24 protein-coding genes and 1 pseudogene are annotated in these 18734 nt (G+C 47.7%); all 25 read right to left on the bottom strand.

Going from position 1 to position 18734, the window contains the following annotated elements; genetic code table 11:
* Positions 1 to 55 precede the first annotated feature (55 nt).
* On the bottom strand, positions 56 to 1069 hold the full coding sequence (locus Q0R37_RS00675; protein WP_294750052.1) for a hypothetical protein: 1014 nt from the start codon (positions 1067 to 1069) through the stop codon (positions 56 to 58).
* Between the two features lie 219 nt (positions 1070 to 1288).
* Positions 1289 to 1714: pseudogene (locus tag Q0R37_RS00670) on the bottom strand (manganese catalase family protein); the annotation flags it as partial.
* Between the two features lie 102 nt (positions 1715 to 1816).
* Positions 1817 to 2344, bottom strand: a complete 528-nt coding sequence (locus Q0R37_RS00665; RefSeq protein ID WP_294750050.1) for a M23 family metallopeptidase — start codon at positions 2342 to 2344, stop codon at positions 1817 to 1819.
* Positions 2345 to 2361: 17 nt separating this feature from the next.
* Positions 2362 to 2586, bottom strand: a complete 225-nt coding sequence (locus Q0R37_RS00660) for a hypothetical protein (RefSeq protein ID WP_294750048.1) — start codon at positions 2584 to 2586, stop codon at positions 2362 to 2364.
* Positions 2522 to 3523: an RNA-directed DNA polymerase gene (locus tag Q0R37_RS00655; RefSeq protein ID WP_294750046.1), complete on the bottom strand. Its 1002-nt coding sequence runs from the start codon at positions 3521 to 3523 to the stop codon at positions 2522 to 2524. Before Q0R37_RS00655 ends, Q0R37_RS00660 begins: the two co-directional genes overlap by 65 nt.
* Before the next feature lie 188 nt (positions 3524 to 3711).
* A complete protein-coding gene (locus Q0R37_RS00650; protein ID WP_294750045.1) occupies positions 3712 to 3918 on the bottom strand; it encodes a hypothetical protein in 207 nt (68 codons plus the stop codon).
* A 21-nt stretch (positions 3919 to 3939) separates the two neighbouring features.
* Complete coding sequence (locus Q0R37_RS00645) at positions 3940 to 4359, bottom strand: hypothetical protein (RefSeq protein WP_294750042.1); 420 nt, start codon at positions 4357 to 4359, stop codon at positions 3940 to 3942.
* Positions 4360 to 4406: 47 nt separating this feature from the next.
* Positions 4407 to 5969, bottom strand: coding sequence for a DUF6273 domain-containing protein (locus Q0R37_RS00640; protein WP_294750040.1), 1563 nt, complete (start codon positions 5967 to 5969; stop codon positions 4407 to 4409).
* Entirely contained in the window at positions 5969 to 6214 is a 246-nt protein-coding gene (locus Q0R37_RS00635) for a hypothetical protein (RefSeq protein ID WP_294750038.1), read from the bottom strand. Before Q0R37_RS00635 ends, Q0R37_RS00640 begins: the two co-directional genes overlap by 1 nt.
* Positions 6214 to 6405, bottom strand: a complete 192-nt coding sequence (locus Q0R37_RS00630) for a hypothetical protein (RefSeq protein ID WP_366517383.1) — start codon at positions 6403 to 6405, stop codon at positions 6214 to 6216. The genes Q0R37_RS00635 and Q0R37_RS00630 overlap by 1 nt, the downstream gene beginning before the upstream one ends.
* Positions 6371 to 6646 carry a hypothetical protein gene (locus tag Q0R37_RS00625; RefSeq protein ID WP_294750036.1) on the bottom strand — a complete coding sequence of 92 codons (276 nt, stop codon included), beginning with the start codon at positions 6644 to 6646 and terminating at the stop codon, positions 6371 to 6373. The genes Q0R37_RS00630 and Q0R37_RS00625 overlap by 35 nt, the downstream gene beginning before the upstream one ends.
* Positions 6647 to 6663: 17 nt before the next feature.
* Positions 6664 to 7311, bottom strand: a complete 648-nt coding sequence (locus Q0R37_RS00620; protein WP_294750034.1) for a hypothetical protein — start codon at positions 7309 to 7311, stop codon at positions 6664 to 6666.
* The gene (locus Q0R37_RS00615) at positions 7311 to 9293 is read right to left on the bottom strand and encodes a phage tail spike protein (protein WP_294750033.1); all 1983 of its coding nucleotides are present in this window, start codon (positions 9291 to 9293) and stop codon (positions 7311 to 7313) included. The genes Q0R37_RS00620 and Q0R37_RS00615 overlap by 1 nt, the downstream gene beginning before the upstream one ends.
* Before the next feature lie 13 nt (positions 9294 to 9306).
* Positions 9307 to 10320 carry a pectate lyase-like adhesive domain-containing protein gene (locus tag Q0R37_RS00610; RefSeq protein WP_294750032.1) on the bottom strand — a complete coding sequence of 338 codons (1014 nt, stop codon included), beginning with the start codon at positions 10318 to 10320 and terminating at the stop codon, positions 9307 to 9309.
* 14 nt (positions 10321 to 10334) lie between these two features.
* Complete coding sequence (locus tag Q0R37_RS00605; RefSeq protein WP_294750030.1) at positions 10335 to 11072, bottom strand: hypothetical protein; 738 nt, start codon at positions 11070 to 11072, stop codon at positions 10335 to 10337.
* A complete protein-coding gene (locus Q0R37_RS00600) occupies positions 11073 to 14306 on the bottom strand; it encodes a phage tail tape measure protein (protein ID WP_294750028.1) in 3234 nt (1077 codons plus the stop codon). It abuts the gene before it with no gap.
* A complete protein-coding gene (locus Q0R37_RS00595) occupies positions 14296 to 14832 on the bottom strand; it encodes a hypothetical protein (protein WP_294750026.1) in 537 nt (178 codons plus the stop codon). The genes Q0R37_RS00600 and Q0R37_RS00595 overlap by 11 nt, the downstream gene beginning before the upstream one ends.
* 47 nt (positions 14833 to 14879) lie before the next feature.
* Positions 14880 to 15083 carry a hypothetical protein gene (locus Q0R37_RS00590; protein WP_294750024.1) on the bottom strand — a complete coding sequence of 68 codons (204 nt, stop codon included), beginning with the start codon at positions 15081 to 15083 and terminating at the stop codon, positions 14880 to 14882.
* The gene (locus Q0R37_RS00585) at positions 15083 to 15904 is read right to left on the bottom strand and encodes an Ig-like domain-containing protein (protein WP_294750022.1); all 822 of its coding nucleotides are present in this window, start codon (positions 15902 to 15904) and stop codon (positions 15083 to 15085) included. Before Q0R37_RS00585 ends, Q0R37_RS00590 begins: the two co-directional genes overlap by 1 nt.
* Complete coding sequence (locus Q0R37_RS00580; protein WP_294750020.1) at positions 15897 to 16238, bottom strand: hypothetical protein; 342 nt, start codon at positions 16236 to 16238, stop codon at positions 15897 to 15899. Before Q0R37_RS00580 ends, Q0R37_RS00585 begins: the two co-directional genes overlap by 8 nt.
* Positions 16238 to 16693 carry a hypothetical protein gene (locus Q0R37_RS00575; protein WP_294750019.1) on the bottom strand — a complete coding sequence of 152 codons (456 nt, stop codon included), beginning with the start codon at positions 16691 to 16693 and terminating at the stop codon, positions 16238 to 16240. The genes Q0R37_RS00580 and Q0R37_RS00575 overlap by 1 nt, the downstream gene beginning before the upstream one ends.
* A complete protein-coding gene (locus Q0R37_RS00570; protein ID WP_294750018.1) occupies positions 16635 to 16991 on the bottom strand; it encodes a phage head closure protein in 357 nt (118 codons plus the stop codon). The genes Q0R37_RS00575 and Q0R37_RS00570 overlap by 59 nt, the downstream gene beginning before the upstream one ends.
* Entirely contained in the window at positions 16981 to 17265 is a 285-nt protein-coding gene (locus Q0R37_RS00565; RefSeq protein ID WP_294750017.1) for a head-tail connector protein, read from the bottom strand. The genes Q0R37_RS00570 and Q0R37_RS00565 overlap by 11 nt, the downstream gene beginning before the upstream one ends.
* Before the next feature lie 28 nt (positions 17266 to 17293).
* The gene (locus tag Q0R37_RS00560; protein ID WP_294750015.1) at positions 17294 to 17521 is read right to left on the bottom strand and encodes a Rho termination factor N-terminal domain-containing protein; all 228 of its coding nucleotides are present in this window, start codon (positions 17519 to 17521) and stop codon (positions 17294 to 17296) included.
* Between the two features lie 41 nt (positions 17522 to 17562).
* Complete coding sequence (locus Q0R37_RS00555) at positions 17563 to 18723, bottom strand: phage major capsid protein (protein WP_294750013.1); 1161 nt, start codon at positions 18721 to 18723, stop codon at positions 17563 to 17565.
* Positions 18724 to 18734: the final 11 nt, after the last annotated feature.

Genomic DNA, 18734 nt, shown 5'->3' with positions numbered 1-18734 from the left:
CTCCTCCGAAATACAAAAGCGGACAAGCCGCAAAAAGTGCTCATCCGCTCTGTAATTACTGATATTCGTCCGATACCCTCGCATCGCAGTGAGGACATTTCGACAATTTTGAAGAAAAGTATCCGCCGCAGTAGGGACACATCTTTTCCCCCTGTACGGGATCCTTATACGAAACCTTTTTATTTGAATTATAATCTCCGTAAGATACGTCGGAAACATCATCTATGCCTTCTTCAGGTGCGGGAACAGCCTTCCTGTATTTCAGTTCATTGAAGCCCAGCATGAAGTAAGCATGGAAAAGTATGAAACCAAGCATGAAAAGCGGCATGAACAATGCAGACAGCTTTGGGAAACGAGATATTTTTCCCGTAATATAATCAAATGACTCGGCTATGGAAGTTCCCACATTTTTACTTTCATCCTCAAGATTTTTGTAAAGATAGTTATTGAACTTCTGCGTTATGTTATCAGTAAGTATGGGATCGGTATCGTCCCCCTGCATACCTTCCCATTTCCAGTCGGCCGCTCCGTCGGAGGTGTATACCTTCGGCTTTGAATATACTATGAGCCAGTGCATTTCGTCACCGAATTCCTGAAGATATCTGTTATATGCGTAATCCTCAAGTGTATTCGACCCATTCATCCACATATCGTCATAAACAGTGACTACAGACGGAGTAACGCCCGTTTTTTCCACAAATCTGTCAAGACTTTCACGAAGCTCCCACTCGTCCGCAATGACATCCGCATCGTCTGCGATCACGATGTTATGGTTATAGTTCTTCGGGACTATGGGGATAATACTTTTAAACGACAAAAATATAAATATGAGAAACGGTATATAAAATATTCCTATAAGAAGTCTCTTCGGATCGTATTTCGGATTATAATTCCTGCTCGCATAGAAGTACCGCGGCTCACCGTTATGATACGTTACATATCTCCGTGATCCTGCGAAATGCGTTCTGCTTATTCTCGTACCGCTGCTTCCCGAACTTCCGCCGTGCGAACCCCCGTGTCCGCAGTGAGATCCTCCGCCGTGTGAACCGCCCCCCGAAGAATGTGGCATAAAATCCCCCCTATAAAAGTGATTTTAAATATTATATATCATTCTATATTTATTGTCAATATGTAAAATCACTATATTTTTCATATGTTTTCTGACATTATAACCGTATGCTCCATACTGCGGTGAATACTGTTTTCCATCACTGTGTAATTATCATACCATCTTCGGCTTAAAATTTTGAAGAAGAAAAACGGCTCTCCCGCAGGAGAGCCGCAGCTGTTATTTTTTCATGCCGCAATTCTTGTCAAATGACGGATTGCAAGCATAGAAATTCTTTGAATCAAGCTTATCCTGAGCGATACGGAGAGCTTCACCAAAGCGCTGATAGTGGACAATCTCACGCTCACGCAGGAAGCGTATCGGATCCCGCACATCGGGATCGTCAGCCAGCCTGAGGATATTGTCGTATGTGGTGCGTGCCTTCTGTTCGGCAGCCATATCCTCACTGAGATCGGTTATGATGTCTCCCTTTGACTGGAAATATGCCGCAGTAAACGGTGTTCCCGATGCAGCCACGGGATAGATGCCCGTTGTATGATCCACAAAATAGGTGTCAAAGCCGCTCTTTTTGATCTCCTCTATCGACAGATCCTTCGTGAGCTGATAAAGTATGGCTGAGATCATCTCGAAGTGCGCCAACTCCTCGGCACATCAATGATATAAAATATGCACAAATCACCGTGATTAGAGTTATGCAAGTATACAAAGTATAATCCCCGAGGAATAACCTCGGGGATTCCTTATATATCAGATTTCTTCGAGTAGCCCACTGAACTTATGATCGTCGTACTCGACGGTCACTTTCATGGTTTTTTTCTTTTCTTCCTTTTTCTGCCCCGAACGGTATCCGTCATCATATATACCTCCGTAGATGTTCGGAATTCCCGAGATCGAGCATACATCAAGGAACGTACCGGGGCTCATGCTTGTCCTTACGCAGTAGTGGCAGTGGCTGCCCTGAGGTCCGCTCGGTTCGGTATAGCCTGTATGTCCTTCAATTCCGATGACGTCAGTGATCTTTACTTCCTGTCCGAGTTTGACTCTAATCTCGGACAGATGACCGAAGTGGTAGTATTTGCCGTTCGCCAGGATTACAACATACTGGCCGAAACCCTGATTGTGGTTGTTGGCATTTTCCCAGCCGGCAAATACGATCTTGCCCGAAGCGGTTGCGTGGATCTCCTTGCTGTCGATTCCGACGAGGTCAAGACCGTCGTGAGCTGCTCCTTTGAAAGTCTGTGTGATTTTGAATTTTCCTTCATATGGTGAATTCATACTTTCCCCCTCCTTTCTTATTCTTCGAGGCTTTCTTCACTTTCAGTCGCTGCATAGTAGCTCTCACGCTTGATCACTTCAAGTTCTTCGTTCATAAGAGCACATTTCGTTGATGTTCTTCCGGCGGCGCGATATGCCATTTCCGTATGGAATGCGGCAAGCGCACCGTCAAGTGTGTCATAAGTGAAAAGCGCAGGAGTCGTACCGTTCTGAACGACCGCTAAGTAATACTTTTTGTTCATGATAATTTTCCTTTCTATTCACGAGATAGCCGTATATCAGATGATCTATCTCGCTCCTTACTTTATATGAGTTTCCTTTGCTGAGGTGTGATTTCATGCTTGCCGAAACCTGAAGTATCTGATCTGTACTCAGATCTCCCTTGTCGACTAAGCACAGAATCCGCTTAAGCTTGTGTCTGCGTTTGGTACATCTTTTCCTGTCAGGAAGCATGAGCACCTTGCCGCCGCCTGTTATCACAAATTTCCAGTGCAGATACATGACACCATACTGTAGCCGCTGAAGCACTGTTTTTTCGTTGAGCTCCAAGCATATCCCCACAAGATAGGCCTCTATCACTTCTCTTGCTTCAAGAAGCTTGTCCTTGCTTTCGGATATCAATATAAAATCGTCCATATATCGGGTATATACTTCGATTTTCAACTTCTCCTTGATGATATGATCCAGTTCGTCGAGATAAAACAGAGCTAACAGCTGACTCACCTGACTGCCTAAGCCAAGCCCGACCTCGCCGAAGCTGTCAATGATCGTAAATACCATCTGAAGGACGTGCTCACTCTCGATGCGGCCGCGGAGCTTTTCCTTGAGGATATCATGGTTGATGCTTTCAAAGAAATGATGAATATCACACTTAAGATAGTAGCCCTCGCTTCCACGCCTGCGATAGTAGCCTTGGAGCTGCTTTTTAAAGTCTTTCAGGACAAAGTCTGTTCCCTTGCCCTTCTGACAAGCACCGTTCGAGTAGATGAAAGATTTTGTCAGTATTTCATACAGATAGTTGTCACATAAACTTCTCTGCACCTGCCTGTCTCTTATCCTCGTAGCGGTGATATGCCTTTTCTTCGGCTCGTAAATCTCAAATTCCTGATACTCGGACAGCTTATATGTGCCTGACTCGATTTCACGGATAAGCTTTGCAGTATTCTTCAGACCATTCATCTCGTACTGAGTAACCGACGTTTTCCATCTGACGTTACGGCATACTTTCTTTAGCGCAGCATACATATTTTTAAAATTTAAATACTGATACTCTTCCGATCATTTCACCTCTTTCATCCGCTTGCGTACAGTGAGATATCTCTTATGAGACATCTCACGTCAAGCGGTTATTTCGTGGCTTTCAGCCATCAGGGCAAACCTTCCTTGCATAAAGGTACTGCTTTCGCCTTCCCCATAAGGGAGCTACTCGTTCTGACCGTATAAAAAATGCAATCTGCCGCCACTCCGTTAGTATTGTTGCTGTTGTTGTTGTCAAGAGCACCCGAGGTATTGACGATGCGCTCGTTGTTACCATTGGACGGGTTCGGAGTACGAAGCACAAGCATAACATTCAAGACTTGCCCTTTATGCAAAGCTCAGAAGTCAAATTCTTTCTTCAGGGCTGCTGCATCGTTCTTTCTCCATGCCATGACTCTATTGTCGGCCGTAAGCATGAGTTGAGACCATATCCCGACCTTTTCTTTCGGGAGCTCGTAAGCGTTCGCTGCTATATCTATAAGCGTCCACAGTGCATCGAAATTCAGCAGTATCTGAAGCTCGAGCTTCAGGCGGAATTTCGCTTGCTCTGCCGTCGTAGGTCTGATCTTATTCGCCTGTTTTATTTTGACGAGGCTGTCAAAACAGTTTTCAAGTATCTTGCTACAAAGTGTCCATCTGCATTTCTTGGGGAAAATATGCTCATTTTCACACATTCTTACCGTATATGTTACGAGGCGAAGAGTATCCACATATGCTTGCAGCTTGTTCTCGCTTCGATGGTTCAGTAATACAGACATTTGTTGCTCCTTTTGTTCGGCGGCCTCACGACCGCCGATACGCTTGATCATTGGATTATGCAAGCTGCCGCCACTCCGAGAGTATAGTAGCTGCTGGTGCAGTCAAGAGCACCCGAGGTAAAGACGATGCGCTCGTAGCCACCATCGGACGGGTACGGAGTACGAAGCCACCAATAGTATGCTGCCGATGTGTCAGCACGGTACTTTATACGATTTACGTTTTCAGCGCCTACATAGTAGTCAAGAGGCTGGCCAAGTACGGGCGATGCCGACAGATTGACCTCAGAATGGCTAAGCAGAAACATCTTATCAGTATCTATAGTGTAGTTCGCACCGAGCGTGAACTGCTTGCCATCACGAGCCTCAGTCTCGAATGAGCTGTTAGCGACATACGTTATAGTGGGAGTTGCGAGAACGCTCAGGAAGTCAGTCGACAGCGTTGACAATCTTCCTGCCTTATTTGCACTTGCATTCGGCCTGTCAAATACGGTTTGCGGCTCCCACCAGGCATTCGCTGCCTTATCTGTGTTCAGGAACTGCCTTACGCCACTCTCGTAGTAGTTGTTGCTGCCGTATCTTGCACGGTAGATCTGATTGATAAGCCCGTAGCTGTTATCGGGATCAGACATATTCAGCTTGATTGTACCGAGGTCGTGTGCTGAATCAAATTCAGTCACTCCGTCCCACTCCGTCAGAGTGCAGGTTTCTTTCGCAGTGGTTTTCTCGGCCGCGATCGTATCGCCTGACGGCTCGTATATCTTTACGTTCGCAGGAAGTGTATTTGAACTCCATGTCAGCGTTATCTGACTATACTGCGACGCGCCTTGAGTAGTAAAGACGTAGTACTTGTTGCCGCCATATGTTGCATCCCAATTCGGAATCTTAAAGCGATATGTACCCGCTGGCAGAGCCGCTTCGCTGAGATAGAACATAGCCTGTGGTGCTGAGAACTGTACAAGATCGTTAAGTTTTACTTCGAGAAGTGTTATCGAGTGATGATATCCCTGATTGTAAAGGGAAGTATCGAAATGCTTGTCAATTCCGACGACCTGATATGCTTTTCCCGTAGCAGGATCCCAGTTATCGTAGAGGATAGTTCCTACGGGGTAAGCCTGAGCTGCAAGCCCCTGCCTTACAGCGCTGCGGACTGTTTCCCAGCTCTGAGCGCCGTTGATAAGGATAGAGCTGAGTATTGCGATCGCGCTGTCGAGCTTAGCGGGAACATCGACAGAAAATTCACTCCATTCTGAGCCGTTATAATACCTCGTCTTGCTTACGCCTGTCTGAGTTTCCATTATCTGTACTTTTCGGCCGTTCGGTTCTGAATACGTCCTTATCGTGACATATCCCGTGACACCGCTCACACTGTCTACGTAGCCTGCCTTGACAGTGCCTGCCTCGTAGCCGTTCATCACTGAAAGGGTGATGTTCTCGGCTTCCACCGACGGTGTCAGCGTGGAAATATCATCGGCATTAGTACCGATCTGCTCAACGTCGGCAGATGTTATCCCTGAATTCATTGCGGCAAGCTGCTCCGTTGTCGGCGTGAATCCGCTTCCGCTTTTTCCTTTGCCGAGCCTTCCTGCGATCAGCGCTTCATAGAGATCCATTACTCGCCACCGCCTTCCTCTGCTTCTCCCTGCTTGACCCACTCATGGCTCGAGTTCAGCCCGTAGATATCTCCCGTGGAAATGACCCACGCAAGAGAGCCGATAATAAGCTCTGAGCCGCTTATTGCGTCGTATGCAGGGATATCCGATACAGTATCACAGTCTATCTGTGCCCGCACCAGGTTTACCGCAGGGGTGACGCCCCGCTTGAAGCCGATGAATTCCGTTTTTCTGATCTTGTACATTACTTTTCCTCCTTTTTGTTTTTCTCGGACTGAGTTCCGAAGTAGAAACCGATCACGGTAGAGTATACCGTGAGGAATACCTGCGGTTCTACCTTTCCGATCACGGAAAGATATACGAACGCTGCCGTCAGTGCGAAAGTCACCATCGTCTTGACGTCAATGAGCTTCGCTATTCTTTCTTTGATTTTCACGCTCCACCACCTCCACACGGTGAGTAAGGTTCGTTATTTTTTCTTCAACTACAGGCATACGCCGAGCGAAGTTGTTGTGTTCCCGTACCTCAGAGGTCAGGCTGTCAAGCTTAGTCTCGAATACTGCCTGCTGCGTATCGAGCTTATGTGTCATGTCCTTGTTGCTCGCCCTGGTATTTATAATAACGGTCACTATTGTTGCTATTCCTGTTATTATTGAGACGATGATACTGCTGTCCATGTCTGTACACTCCCTTCTTATCCCCATGCTCCCCATGTGGTCCCTGAGCAATACCTTGTCCTCCGCGTTCCGTCAGCGGCTTCCGCTATCTGCATATACTCCATCGTAGCCATCTTATAGGCCCTTACTATGCCATACATCGTGTTTGCAGCACCTGTGACCTCAGTAGCGAGCTGCCCTGCATAGGTCCCGTGATAGAACTCACTCAGAAGTGAATTATCAATAAGTGTCGTTGTCTGACGATATATCTCAGTTATCTCCTTCCAATTTCCCCAACTTGTGGTATCATGATACCTTACGAATACCATTCCCACTTCTGCGAGTTCAAGTATCTGCATAAGTTTATTACCAGATTCGGAAGACGATTGCATTGTGTAAGCCCTTAGAATTCCCGGCTGATAACTGCTTCCCGGCACAGGAGTCAAAATACCGATATTAGGGATATTGAAAACACCTGTTACAGTTCCATTTTTAAGGAACTCTATATCTTCGCTTGTAATATAACCGTCTATTATTTCAGGACAGCCTATCGCTGCTGTATCTGCATTCTCCTTCATCTGCCTGTCAATAATATCCATATTGTCTGTGATCACTGACATATCGAACTTATCGCCGTGATTCAGCTGTTTTCCTAAGTTATAGTTTGAAGTATAGCTTGTTGACATTATTTTCCCTCCAGTTCATTTATAGTATACTTCTCGATCTCATCTATGGTATATGTCTCCATTCCTGAGATAGAGCTTGATATGAGCCTTGTGTTCATATCATCAAGCTCTGCCTGAAGCCTTGCGTTGTCTGCTGTAATAGCGGCCTCGGCGGAGTTCGCGGGTACTATCGTCTGAGAAAGTACCGTCTGCCTGATAAGTGAGCCGCGGACGCTGCCGAGCTTGATGCTTATTGCTTGTCCTGTCAGCTCGTTTCTCTTGATAGCTGTGATCTTCATCTCGATATTGATGCCGAGATGCTCCACGTATATGATGCCTCTGTAGCCGACGTCGAAATTCTGCAGGTTCACGAAATCCGCATACCTCGGATCGTCGTAGATATTCGCCACGCCTACTTCGATTGATATCTGCGGAGTCGCCACCGTATCCCAATAAGCGTCACCGTCTGCGATAAGCCTCTGCATATTCTTCGAGCTGTCCCCGAGGTCCTCATAGGTGAAATGAATACGCTTCGTCTTATGATGATGGCATATCCACTCGCCGCCTGCGGTATCATACCAGCAGGCGTATAGATTGCCGAGATTATCGACGCAGACAAGATTCGTGATCCAGTTCGACATATCTATCTTGAAGCTTATCTTGGTCATGTTCGTGCCGTATCTGATAGCGAAGGCATTTCCTGCAGGCGCTCCTTCCATAGTCTGATTGATCGAAATATAGAAGTTGTCACGATAAAGCTCTCCGCCGTAGCGTGCTATCATGCTGCTGTCTGAGCCGTAGAGTGCCTCGATATACGACTGATCCTTGACCTTCGCGTCGATATGACCTGTAAGATCAGATGTAACTCGGTACTCATAGTCGCCGATCATCGCCTGCTGATTCGGGAAGTCCTTGACACGGTGGGACCACAGTTCACCGATATAGTCATATCCGCTTTCTACTGAAAATTCTGCGTCCTGTATCCAAAAGTCCTTGAGGTCGTATGTAATGTGATTGGCGTGGAAAGCTATATACTCCTTGTTTACCTCGGCAACTATCTCAGTCTCGTCGATGCGGAACAGCTGCCCGCGCACCTTTACGATGTTCTGACCTGCGATATATGTCCACTTGCCATACTGATCTATAGGGTGCTTGGCGGTAATATCCCACCTGCCTTTGTCTTCCTTATTCGATACTGCCTCATAAGGCATCAGAACAGCCACACCGTTATGATCGAAGCCGTTCTGCGGCTCGTGAACATCATATATCCTGATCGGCTCGGGGCGCTCGGCAGGCTCCATAACAGGATCATCATATAGCCGCAGCGGGATAAGATCATTCATCAGCTGACTATACGAATCGAGGTACCACTGCCACGGAAGCCTATTGTTGTCGCCGACGAGCTTCTCGGGCAGAGCAGTGCAATAAAGCTTATCTTCTCCGTCGAGCGCCCATGCGTTGACCGTTGCGATTTCTGTGAAATATCCGCCCATGAACGGGATATCGCCATCCTCCTCGAGATATATGGTATAATAATCGTATTTTTCTACGTATGACGAACTTACCGGATAATCATAGCGCTGAAAAGCTAAATCGCCGTTTTTTCTAATTTGTGTAGGAGCGGATCCTATACCGTCTCCGAAAACGATCTCAAGTGACTGAACATTGTTGCTATATTCGTCATTCTCGATATATCCGCTATCTCCACTTGATATGCATCTTGTTCCGCTGATCGGCTGATAACTGTTATCGACTTTCAGAACGTAATCGCCGTTGGCATTAATATATATCGCAGGATAGTTCCAGCCCAGCTTGTAGTAGTATGAATGACGTCTTACTATAGTGCTTGTCCATGTTGTATGATCTGAGGGATCTTCATGTACAGTAACAGTAGTTTTTGTAACTCGAATGTATATCCACTGTTCGGTTGGGTATTTTTGCTGCCAAGTAGAAGCCCGCCATGCAGAGTTATTATCATAGCTGGTAGTATCTTCATGTGCCATTATATCACCTGCCTTACGGGTATGCTATGTCAAATCCGTGCTTATGCAGCCACTCCGCGTTCTCCGCCTCAGCAACAGTAGCGATAAGCGGCTTAGGCTTTGTACCCGTTGACGTCGATACATTGTATCCGTTAGTCCAAGAGGAGACAAGATCACCGTTTGAGTTAACTACCCTGTTTACATATATTCCGAACCAATATCCGTATCCTCCTACGGTATTATTAGTCGTTGAAGTGATCTCGACGTCAAGTACATTCATAGCTGTCGGAGTATAGTTATTTGCATTCGCCTGATGCAGTATATCACAGGGGATAGCACTTCCCTTGCTTGTTTGTGCGTAGTTTGACACAACCATATCGCCTTCCACCCTGCATCCAGACATCTTGAAAAACGCACATGACCATGTGATAGTATTCATCGTATTACAGCTGTATCTCGGAATTGTCCAGCCTGTGTAATGCTCTATGAATCTACAGAAATTTGCTGTGTAGTCTGTCTGATCTGATGCACTTGCCGCTTTCGGCGCTAACGATGTCCATGTCAGCGTAGTCTCGCCGAGCCCCTGCCACGGGACCTCAAACGAGCACGACTGAAAAAGTATATGCGGAGAATTAACAAGGAAGGATGCGCCTGTTCTCTTGCCAAGAAATCGGCAGTCAGTAAATTCGACTCTCTGAGCGTTTGCATTCGTATTTTTGTAGAAATCACCGTTTGAAAGGCTTATATTCAGAAAGTCAAGGTGCAGAAGCTTGAAGCCCGTAGTCTCGTCCGCGGCAAAGAAAATGTCGTCAGGGCTGTCAAGGCTGTTGCTCAGGCCTTTGATTACGCGCCGCTTGTCTACGCCGTTCTCAGTATATCCGCCGTCTATGATATATGTCTTGTTGGCCGCAAGCGCTATCTTAGCAACGCCTGTAGGATAGTCCTTTGTAAGATTTATATCAGCAGTGAGCTTGATCGTGTCGCCGTTCGTGAAATTCGATATTGCCGCAAGGAGCTCGTCCCATGTTGCTACTTCTATATTTGCCATGATTTGCTCCTTTCTTAGAAAAATCTCGCTGTATAATTGATCTGAGCCTCATTGACGCCATCATGCTTGATGTAGTTCGTTCCGACTCCCAGTCGTGGGAAAGGGCCTGTTGAAAGCTCCGTGCATCCGACATTTTCATTATTCGGCTTAGTGTAGTATACAAGCTCGCCTTCACAATCTATAGTGATCTTATACGTATCAGCATAGTTTGCGCTTATTATTTCCTGAGGAGTTCTTACAGTGATAGTCTTGCCGTTGCAGTCGAATGTTGTAGATGCCTTATTAGGCTTATACCAGATAACAGGATCAACGAATACGGTTCCTCTGTTCTCGACTTCTACATAGTTCACTGCATCATTGATACCGCGATCGCTCGGAATTGTGCTATATGCGAATGGCTCGCAGGTGAATTCGATCGGAAGTTCTGCCACGAGCAGTGCCTGCGCTTCAGGCACCGGAAGCTTGCAATAAGCGTTCATGTACTCACCCTGAGATGTAGATATAACGAAATGGCCATATCCGCGCAGTGTTTTGTATATCTCCCTGACCTTTTCCTGCGAAGCGTCTGCTATGACAGCTCTTACTGTCATTTTCTCGTTTTCATAATAGCTTTTGGTATACGGGCTTTTCCGTGGTCTGCCTATGATCGCTGTGAACTCCGTCTCAGGCTGCCACGTAGGACGTATCATTGGCCGAGTAACGATAAGACCAAGTTCGTCGCTCCATTTTCCGCCGAAATAAAATGTACTCATTTACTCACCCTTTCCCTGTCTGATGTATTTTTCTTCTGCCGCAAGGTCCTCCGCAAGCTTGCTTACGTCGTATGAGCTTGCTACCGTTGCATATACCTCGTTGTAGTAGTTGTTGATGATCGTCTTATCGCCTGCTCCGACGGGAGTATTCGTTGAAGTTCTCGACAGTGGCGTCACCTGTATGCCGCCGTTCATCACTCTGAGGAGCTCGGGACCTGCTTCGGCGACGATACCCTCGTCACCGAGAGGGATATAGCCGCCTGTGGCGAAGAGCTTCTGCGGGCCGTAGGCGGTGTTGTTGCGCTTCGTGGTATCTTCATAAGTCAGCGGACCGATAAGTTCGTTTACCTTATTCACGTTTGTTGCGAAGAAATTGTCAAGGCCTTCCTGTGCGTGCTTTGTGAAGTACTTGACCCACATCGCAGCAACGTCCTTTCCTGACTCGCTGCCCCACATCAACAGATCAGTGACATCGAATCCTTCGTCGATCTGTTTTTGAACGACTTCATCGTAATTATCGCCGAACACGTCACCGACATCTATACCTGAATCCTTGCCCCATTCGGCAAGCTCTGAAATGTCAAAGCCCGCGTCGATCATCGCCTGAACGCCGTCTGTGAATTCCTTGGTAAAAATTTCGTTTGAGCTTTTGCCCGCTAATTTTCCTGCCTTGACGGTCTCGCCCATTTCCTTCATGATAGTGTCGGCTTCTGCCTGCCGCCAGTTCTTCGAGTATAGTTTCAGGTCAGCATATATTTTCTGAAGGCTATCTTTGAATGCTTTTTCGCGCTCTTCGAGAGAGCTGTTCGTATCGTCAAGTATCTGCTTATTTGCGTCTTTTTGAAGAAAAAGAATATTTTTTACATCATCGTATCTTTCCTCCGCAAAGGCTCTTTCAACATCGTCAAGTCGATGAATGTAATCAAGGGATTCGTCGAAATCTCTTTTTGCTTCCGCCATGAGATTTGAATTTTCCCTTACGCGGGCTTTTGCTTCCGCATAAGTGACAGCTGCTTCATAGCCTTCCTGGGTCGAGCCTGCTCCGCCTCGATTATAGAAATCAATATAATCCTCAGGTTCGATGTTCTGATCTCCCGGGACAGCTGCCCTGAATGCTTTTCGGGCAGCCTCTTCATCTGATAGCGCATCTCTCCGCTGAGATGAATACGTTTCATATCTCTGCTGGGCTTCGGCATTCTGCCTGAGCATTGCGGAATTCATGGCGAGGTACTGATCAAGAAGAGCTTCTGCTTTTTTCTTGGCTATAACATTGTCAATTTCAGCAGCAAGATCTTTATAGCCGTCTATCTGATTGCCCGTCATTGTGTACTCGGTGCCGAGTGCTTCGTTCAGCTCCCCGAGTATGTATTCAGCTCTTTTTTTATCGGCATCCTCTACTCTGCCCGTGGCGTCTGCCAACTTGTCAAGCTCTGTCCATAGTGCTTCTGTTCTTTTCGATTCGTTGACGATATCCGCTGCTCTGCTATTGAAATCATCTTTGAGACTGTTGATTTCATCGTGTGATTTCTTTATAGCTTCATATTCGTTCTCGTATTCCTTAGCAACTTCATCGGCGATCGTTACCTGCTCTTTCTGAGCTTTATAGAAAGCACCGAGAGCTATAGTAAGGCCGACAATTGCGGCTGTTACCGCAACCGCAGGATTTGCAAGCATAGTCGTATTCAGGAGAGCTGTCGCGCTTTCGGCACCCTTCATCGCGGTTGCAAGGCCCTTAATAGTCTCTGCGCCCTTGACTGCTGTTGTTGCTATCTTCCATGATGCGTATGCTGTAGCGACATTTTTTATAAGCGGTATCATATTTGATACCGTCTTTTCTATCTTCGGCAAGTCCTGAATGCCTTTTGATACGATTTTCTCGACTTTTGGCAGAACTGCCTCGGCAAGCTTTGATAGTTCCAGCTTAAGCTCATTCAGAGCTATCTTTGCTTTATCAGGAGCGTCCTGCGTTGCCTCGAAGGTAGTTAATACCACGTCTCCGAGGCCGTCATATCCTGCTTTCAGGTCGTCGAGGCTGAAACGCTGCTCGCGTATAGCCTGCGTCATTGCTGCCGCGCCCTTCTTACCGAAGAGGTCCGCCGCGATCTGCAAAGCGTCAGTCTCGTCCTTAGCGTCCTTGATACGATTGATAGTATCGCCGAGGGCATCGGTCATAGCCTTGCCTTCTGCCGTTGCTTCCTGCTGTGCTTTTTTCAGCCCCGCAAGAGCTGTCGATGTATCTATGCCGTTAGCCTCGAACTGTCCGAGGAGCTCCGCTGACTGCCTGATATCAAGTCCCAGCTCCTTAAAGGTCGCTGAGTTGCTCAGAAGTTCAGATTCAAGGTTGTTAAGATCCTTGCCCGTGCGCTGACCCACGTCAGTGAATGTGTCAAGTACCTTGCCTGTATTCTTCGTATCCTCCTGAAATGCTTTCATGATGCCTGCGACATTGCGGACACTTCCCGAGACGTCCTTATCGTTTACCTCGGCGTATTTCAGGAAATATTCAGTCAGGCTTTCGAGCTCTTTGCCCGTCGCAGCATATCTCGTATTAATCTCGCCTACGGCAGCACCTACGTCGTTCATCTCGACAGGCATGGAAGTGAATACACTGTCGGCTACGCTTTGGAGCTCTTCGAGCTGAGTGCCTGTAGCTCTTGTCTTCTTGATGATAGTATCATAGCCTGTGTCTATCTCTTCCCATGCGTCCTTAGCTGCACTCATGAGCTTCTCGAAGCCCTCGGCGGCAAGGTTGGCGACAGCACCTTTCAGGACGGTGAAGCCCTCGGAGGACTGCTCAGCACTGTCCCCCATCTTATCGAGATCACCCGAGGTTTTTCCTGCTTCGCTGCCGAGCTCTTCGACGTGCTTGCCTGCATCTTCTGCCTCATTGCCGAGCTTTTCAGTCTCGGCACGGGCTTTTTCAAGCTCTCGCTCAAAGGCCCTGTACTGTTCTTCGCCGATATCGCCTTTCTTGAACTGTTCCGTTACCTGCTCCTGAGCATCTTCGAGGAGCTTCAGCTTGTCCTTGGAACTGTCAAGAGCATCGTTGAGAAGCTTTTGCTTCTGCTGCCACAGCAGAACGGAGTCGGGAGCTTCTTTCAGAGCCTTATTGACCTCGGACATCTCAGCACGGGCATTTCTGCCTTTTTTCTCAACGCTCGATAGTGCTGTTTCAAGCTTGGTCGTATCACCTTCGTATTGTATAGTAATGCCCTTTATCTTTTTACTCGCCATTATTTCGCCTCCTTATGATAGCAGGGCAGCTGCTAAGCTTCTCTCGGTCGGGCTCTGTTGCTGATATAACCTTTGCATGGTTCAGCTTGTCGATGCCCTCTTCGGTGCGACTGTAGTACCATATCACCGCATCACGATACAGTATCCAGTATTCAGTGATAGGCAGCTCCCATACCTGAGAGAAGCTCATTCCTGTGTAGTCAGCGACTGCCTTGATATGTGTCGTGGTGCATTGATATGGTATTTCAGTCTGTGCAGTTGACTGCACAGGCGGGGTCTTATAAGCAGGGTTTTCTTTCAGCTGCCTGAGCCATGTACTTAGTCTTATCCTCAGTGCAAGGATATCATTACCTGATATCTTGTCACGCACCGTAATATTTTCGAGGTTTTTCGACAAAAAATCTGTTGCCGCTTCAATGAGCTTGTCAGTCGTCACGGGACTGAGTATGCCGTCGCACTCTCTGACTGTAGGTTCTCTCATTGTCAGCTTCTGCTTGGTCTTGATAAGCTGATAGTCGAATATCATTGAGATACCTCCGTATATGATTAGAGGCGAGCCGAAGCCCGCCTCTGTCATGACTCAGCTTCGGTCTGAGTCTCTTTTCGCTTTTTCTTGACCTCTCTGATAAGAGGAATGCCGCGGAGATTCGCAGAACCTGACAGCTCCTTGACTCTTTCTGCCGTAGGTTTAAGCCCCCTGCGCGGATAGGTGTCTCCTGCATTGTAAGCGTAGTTCTCGTCCTGCAGGTCCTCCCAGTATACTGTTACCTCATACATCAGGCACCAGCTCCCGTAACTGTAACGATGCAGGTATCAGTGTATGTGCTGCCGCCACTTGTGATCGACGCTGTTATCGCTACTGTTCCTGCCGCCACGCCTGTGACTGTACCGTCACTCACCGTCGCTTCACTCGTATTGTCGGAAGACCATGTTACTGTCTCCCCTGCAGGAAGTGTTGATGCCGTAAGTGCTACCGTAGAGCCTACTGCAACAGTAGCAGCTTTGGTGCTCAGATATACTCCTGCTGCATTATCTTCGTCGATAATGAGAAGATGTCCGTCACTGAAAGGCTCTGCCTGTATTCTCGGCGTTATAGTCGAAGGCTGTCCGGGCTTATATGATGCTGCGAAGCCGTTGATATTCTTGCCGATCATCGTGTAGCGAACATCGCCCTTGACCTTGTCCTTGTGTACTGCGCGGAAAAGATATGTCTTTCCGTTGTCATTTGCGACGCCACCTATAAGAGTACGGCGCTTCGCTGAGCTTCCTGCGCCTGCCGTTGTTACTGAGGCAGTTGATACGATCTTTTCAATGGTATTTCCGTTCCATGTTATCATACCATAGCTCATATAGCCGTTATCGTCGGTAAGGTCATTACGTGCGGCCTTGCCGTCGTCTGACTTGACGTTGTACCAGGTCGTCTGATACTCGAATTCTCCGCCGTCCTTCGTGCGGCCGATAAGATTGCTTTCGACCTCGAGGACATCGTCTGTGGGGATATCCTCTATTGATGTACCTGTCCACTCGGTGACATATACGTCTACTGATCCGAGTGCGATACGGTCTATCTCCTTCTTATTCACTGTGCTATCAGGCATTATTCTTATCCTCCCTTATGTATTGGATAGTTCTGAACGAGAATGCTGCAAGCAGCATTTCCTCGTCCTCGAGAGCTGTGTCGCCTTCCTTGTCGATCTCTACCTCGCGGAAAAGATTTTCAAGCCTGCGCTCCAGCTGAGGATCCTTGTCCTCTGTGTAAAGCTCTATCGTGATTTCAACGTCGCGATAAAGGTTATAGTTGTCGGCACCTGTTATTTCGGTGTCGGACTCATAATATACGATGAACGGCAGCTTCTGAGCTTTCTTAAAGCGCAGATATGCTACCGGCAAACCAAGCGACAAGAGTCTGTCGCGGATCTCGTCAAGTTCCATTACAGTCCCTCCATCAGCTTGTCAAGTTCTTTTTCGGCGTGCTCATTGACTATCGAGATATGCGGTATAGGGTCGGCATTTCCGACCACTCTTTTAGTACCATTTCTGACGACGTGACCGTTCTCGAGCAGATGCGTGAGACCACCTTTCGCGTTGTAAATCGTCACTCTCGTGACACCGCGCTCTTTTTCGACGATACAGCGCCATTTTTTGCGGTAATCGCCTTTTTTCAGTTTCTTGCTGCTCCCCTTATAGACGGGAGAGAGACGCTTGAGCTCCTCGACCGCATTGTTAGCGATATCGACAAGCCCGTTTTCCATCTCTTCCACGACCTCCTCGGTCATGGTTCTGGTCGCCTCAGCAAGAGCCTCGACGAACTCGTCGGGAGTGATGATCTCATTCATGATCTTCCTCCCTCTGAGCTCTGATGATAAGCAGAGAGTCAGCCTCCGCAAGGTTGTCAATGCCCTGAATGTTGTAGTAATGGCCTCTGTACTTGATTCGATAGCGGTCTGTTGTCATGTCTTCGAGCTTCTTGCAGTAGCGGATCTTGAAATTCTTGACTGCTTCCTCGCGGGGCTCTTTGGCGTCATGGCTTTCCTTGTCGGAAGCTCCTGTTACCGACGCCCAGCAAGAGTGATAGTCGGTCCAGCCGGGGAGCTGATTTCCGATCGTGTCAAACTCGTCTTCATCTGCCTGCTTCTGAATGGTTATCCTCTTGTCAAGTTTTCCGACATCGGTATCAAGCATCATCTTCCATCATCTCCTGCTCCGCCTGCAGCTGCGCTATGATAGAGCGTATAGTATACTGCGCTTTCGCTCCTGCCTTTTCTACGGAGTAGCTGCGCTTTTCGTAAAGCTCTGTGATTATCACGAGGGCAAGTATTCTTACCCTCGCGTCCTCGTAGTTGCATGAGCCGACCGCGGCTGTGATATACTGCTCCGCGACGTCAGCCATAAGAGCGATGATCCTGTCGTCGTCGTCGAAGTCAACCTTCAGGAAGGTCTTTATAAATTCAAGCTCCATAAGGTCCTCCTTTCCGACGATTCAGAGCTTAGCCGCCCGGCTGCTGTTCGGGTTCTGTCTGCTGTTCAGGGGCCGCGGACTGCGCGGCAAGTATTTCGGCGATTATTTCAGCCTTTGTTGTTGCTGTAAGTGTGATCTCGAGTTCTGCTGCGAGACTCCTCAACTGAGCTACCGTAAGTGCTTCAAGCTCTGCCTGTGAGAGATCGTTGTCGCTGTTCGTATCAGCGGCAGCGAATTCGGTAGTCGGTTCTTCCACGGTTGGATTTTCCTCAGTTGTTTCCTCGGGAGTCTCGCTCGTTATTCCCCCAGGCTCAGCTTGCCGAAGCAGTAGCACTTGTCGGAAGCATCAGCCTGCACTACATCTACCCACTCGATAAGACGGCAGATAGTTGTATTGCTCATGAAGCCTGCTTCCTTGGAGGATGCGAATGAGATATTATCGAGATCTACGAACTGAACACCGTCCTCGATATCACCGTAGTATACAGGTGCGACGTTGTTAGTAGTGTCGCTTGCAAGCATAGCGTTCGAGTATACCATGACAGGGAATCCCATGAACAGCTTACGTGTAGGCTGTGTCGGATCTGGCTGAAGTACAGGTCTACCGTTAAGGTCAAGCGCCTTGTCCAGCACATTGAAGCCATCCTGATTTGTTACGATCCTTGTGTTATAAAGTGCAGCGGGATCAAGATCGGTATTGATTGACTCCTTAAGAGCTGCCCAGCCGCTGAGAGACTTAGCCGTTTTGTTTGCTTCAAGCTTTGCCTTCGCCATAGCATTTTCGGTGATAACCGCCTTCTTAGCGAATACTCTTACGATGTAGGCGATAAGGTCGTTATCAGTAAGTGCAAGAAGCGTATTTGATACCTTAATGAATGCACCCTTTTCTTTCAGTGACCAGCCGACAGTACCGAAGCTGAAGTCGGTAGCGTCCTGACCGTCAGTACCGTCAGTGAAGTCTACTAGGCCATTGATAGAATCGATATTCTCAATAGGATAGCTGCCTGTTAAAGCAGTTGTCTTGATATATCCGCAAACCTCTCTGAGGCTCTTGAACTGGCGGAGCTTTTCGTGTATCTTTGTGCGAATATCCTGAGGAAGGATATAGCCCTCGCCGTTAGCTCCGTTAGGATAAGTAGTAGACGGCAGGAGGAGCGCGTCCTCTGCCTCGGTGAGCTTTGTTCCCGAAAGTTTCTTAAGAGCTGCACGGATAAAAGAAGCGTTCTCCTTGGTCTGAGCAGCGTCGTTCTTTGCTGTGCTTTCGGTGGATGTAGGCTGAGGAACTTCGATGTTCGCAGAGAGCTTATCAAGAGCCTTCTGCTTCTCGATCTTATCGGCAAGCTCCTGAGCCTGCTTCTGTACCTTGTCGGCGTTCTCGAGATCGTCCTTATCGAGGTAGTCCTGAGCTGTGTTGATAAGAATTGCAAGCTTTGCCTGCATCTCTTCAATTTTCGACATAGTCATTTTCC

The organism is uncultured Ruminococcus sp., from assembly GCF_946415235.1.
Classification (GTDB): domain Bacteria; phylum Bacillota; class Clostridia; order Oscillospirales; family Ruminococcaceae; genus Ruminococcus.
Note: the sequence above shows the minus strand (reverse complement) of the source record. Positions and strands in the feature narration are given on the sequence as shown.

Coding starts and splice junctions, on each gene's coding strand:
- Q0R37_RS00610 (WP_294750032.1), bottom strand. CDS start 10,320: ATGGCAAATATAGAAGTAGCAACATGGGACGAGCTCCTTGCGGCAATA.
- Q0R37_RS00675 (WP_294750052.1), bottom strand. CDS start 1,069: ATGCCACATTCTTCGGGGGGCGGTTCACACGGCGGAGGATCTCACTGC.
- Q0R37_RS00645 (WP_294750042.1), bottom strand. CDS start 4,359: ATGTCTGTATTACTGAACCATCGAAGCGAGAACAAGCTGCAAGCATAT.
- Q0R37_RS00580 (WP_294750020.1), bottom strand. CDS start 16,238: ATGGAACTTGACGAGATCCGCGACAGACTCTTGTCGCTTGGTTTGCCG.
- Q0R37_RS00625 (WP_294750036.1), bottom strand. CDS start 6,646: ATGGACAGCAGTATCATCGTCTCAATAATAACAGGAATAGCAACAATA.
- Q0R37_RS00635 (WP_294750038.1), bottom strand. CDS start 6,214: ATGTACAAGATCAGAAAAACGGAATTCATCGGCTTCAAGCGGGGCGTC.
- Q0R37_RS00565 (WP_294750017.1), bottom strand. CDS start 17,265: ATGGAGCTTGAATTTATAAAGACCTTCCTGAAGGTTGACTTCGACGAC.
- Q0R37_RS00585 (WP_294750022.1), bottom strand. CDS start 15,904: ATGCCTGATAGCACAGTGAATAAGAAGGAGATAGACCGTATCGCACTC.
- Q0R37_RS00655 (WP_294750046.1), bottom strand. CDS start 3,523: ATGAATGGTCTGAAGAATACTGCAAAGCTTATCCGTGAAATCGAGTCA.
- Q0R37_RS00600 (WP_294750028.1), bottom strand. CDS start 14,306: ATGGCGAGTAAAAAGATAAAGGGCATTACTATACAATACGAAGGTGAT.
- Q0R37_RS00555 (WP_294750013.1), bottom strand. CDS start 18,723: ATGTCGAAAATTGAAGAGATGCAGGCAAAGCTTGCAATTCTTATCAAC.
- Q0R37_RS00665 (WP_294750050.1), bottom strand. CDS start 2,344: ATGAATTCACCATATGAAGGAAAATTCAAAATCACACAGACTTTCAAA.
- Q0R37_RS00660 (WP_294750048.1), bottom strand. CDS start 2,586: ATGAACAAAAAGTATTACTTAGCGGTCGTTCAGAACGGTACGACTCCT.
- Q0R37_RS00620 (WP_294750034.1), bottom strand. CDS start 7,311: ATGTCAACAAGCTATACTTCAAACTATAACTTAGGAAAACAGCTGAAT.
- Q0R37_RS00595 (WP_294750026.1), bottom strand. CDS start 14,832: ATGATATTCGACTATCAGCTTATCAAGACCAAGCAGAAGCTGACAATG.
- Q0R37_RS00605 (WP_294750030.1), bottom strand. CDS start 11,072: ATGAGTACATTTTATTTCGGCGGAAAATGGAGCGACGAACTTGGTCTT.
- Q0R37_RS00615 (WP_294750033.1), bottom strand. CDS start 9,293: ATGGCACATGAAGATACTACCAGCTATGATAATAACTCTGCATGGCGG.
- Q0R37_RS00640 (WP_294750040.1), bottom strand. CDS start 5,969: ATGGATCTCTATGAAGCGCTGATCGCAGGAAGGCTCGGCAAAGGAAAA.
- Q0R37_RS00570 (WP_294750018.1), bottom strand. CDS start 16,991: ATGATGCTTGATACCGATGTCGGAAAACTTGACAAGAGGATAACCATT.
- Q0R37_RS00590 (WP_294750024.1), bottom strand. CDS start 15,083: ATGTATGAGGTAACAGTATACTGGGAGGACCTGCAGGACGAGAACTAC.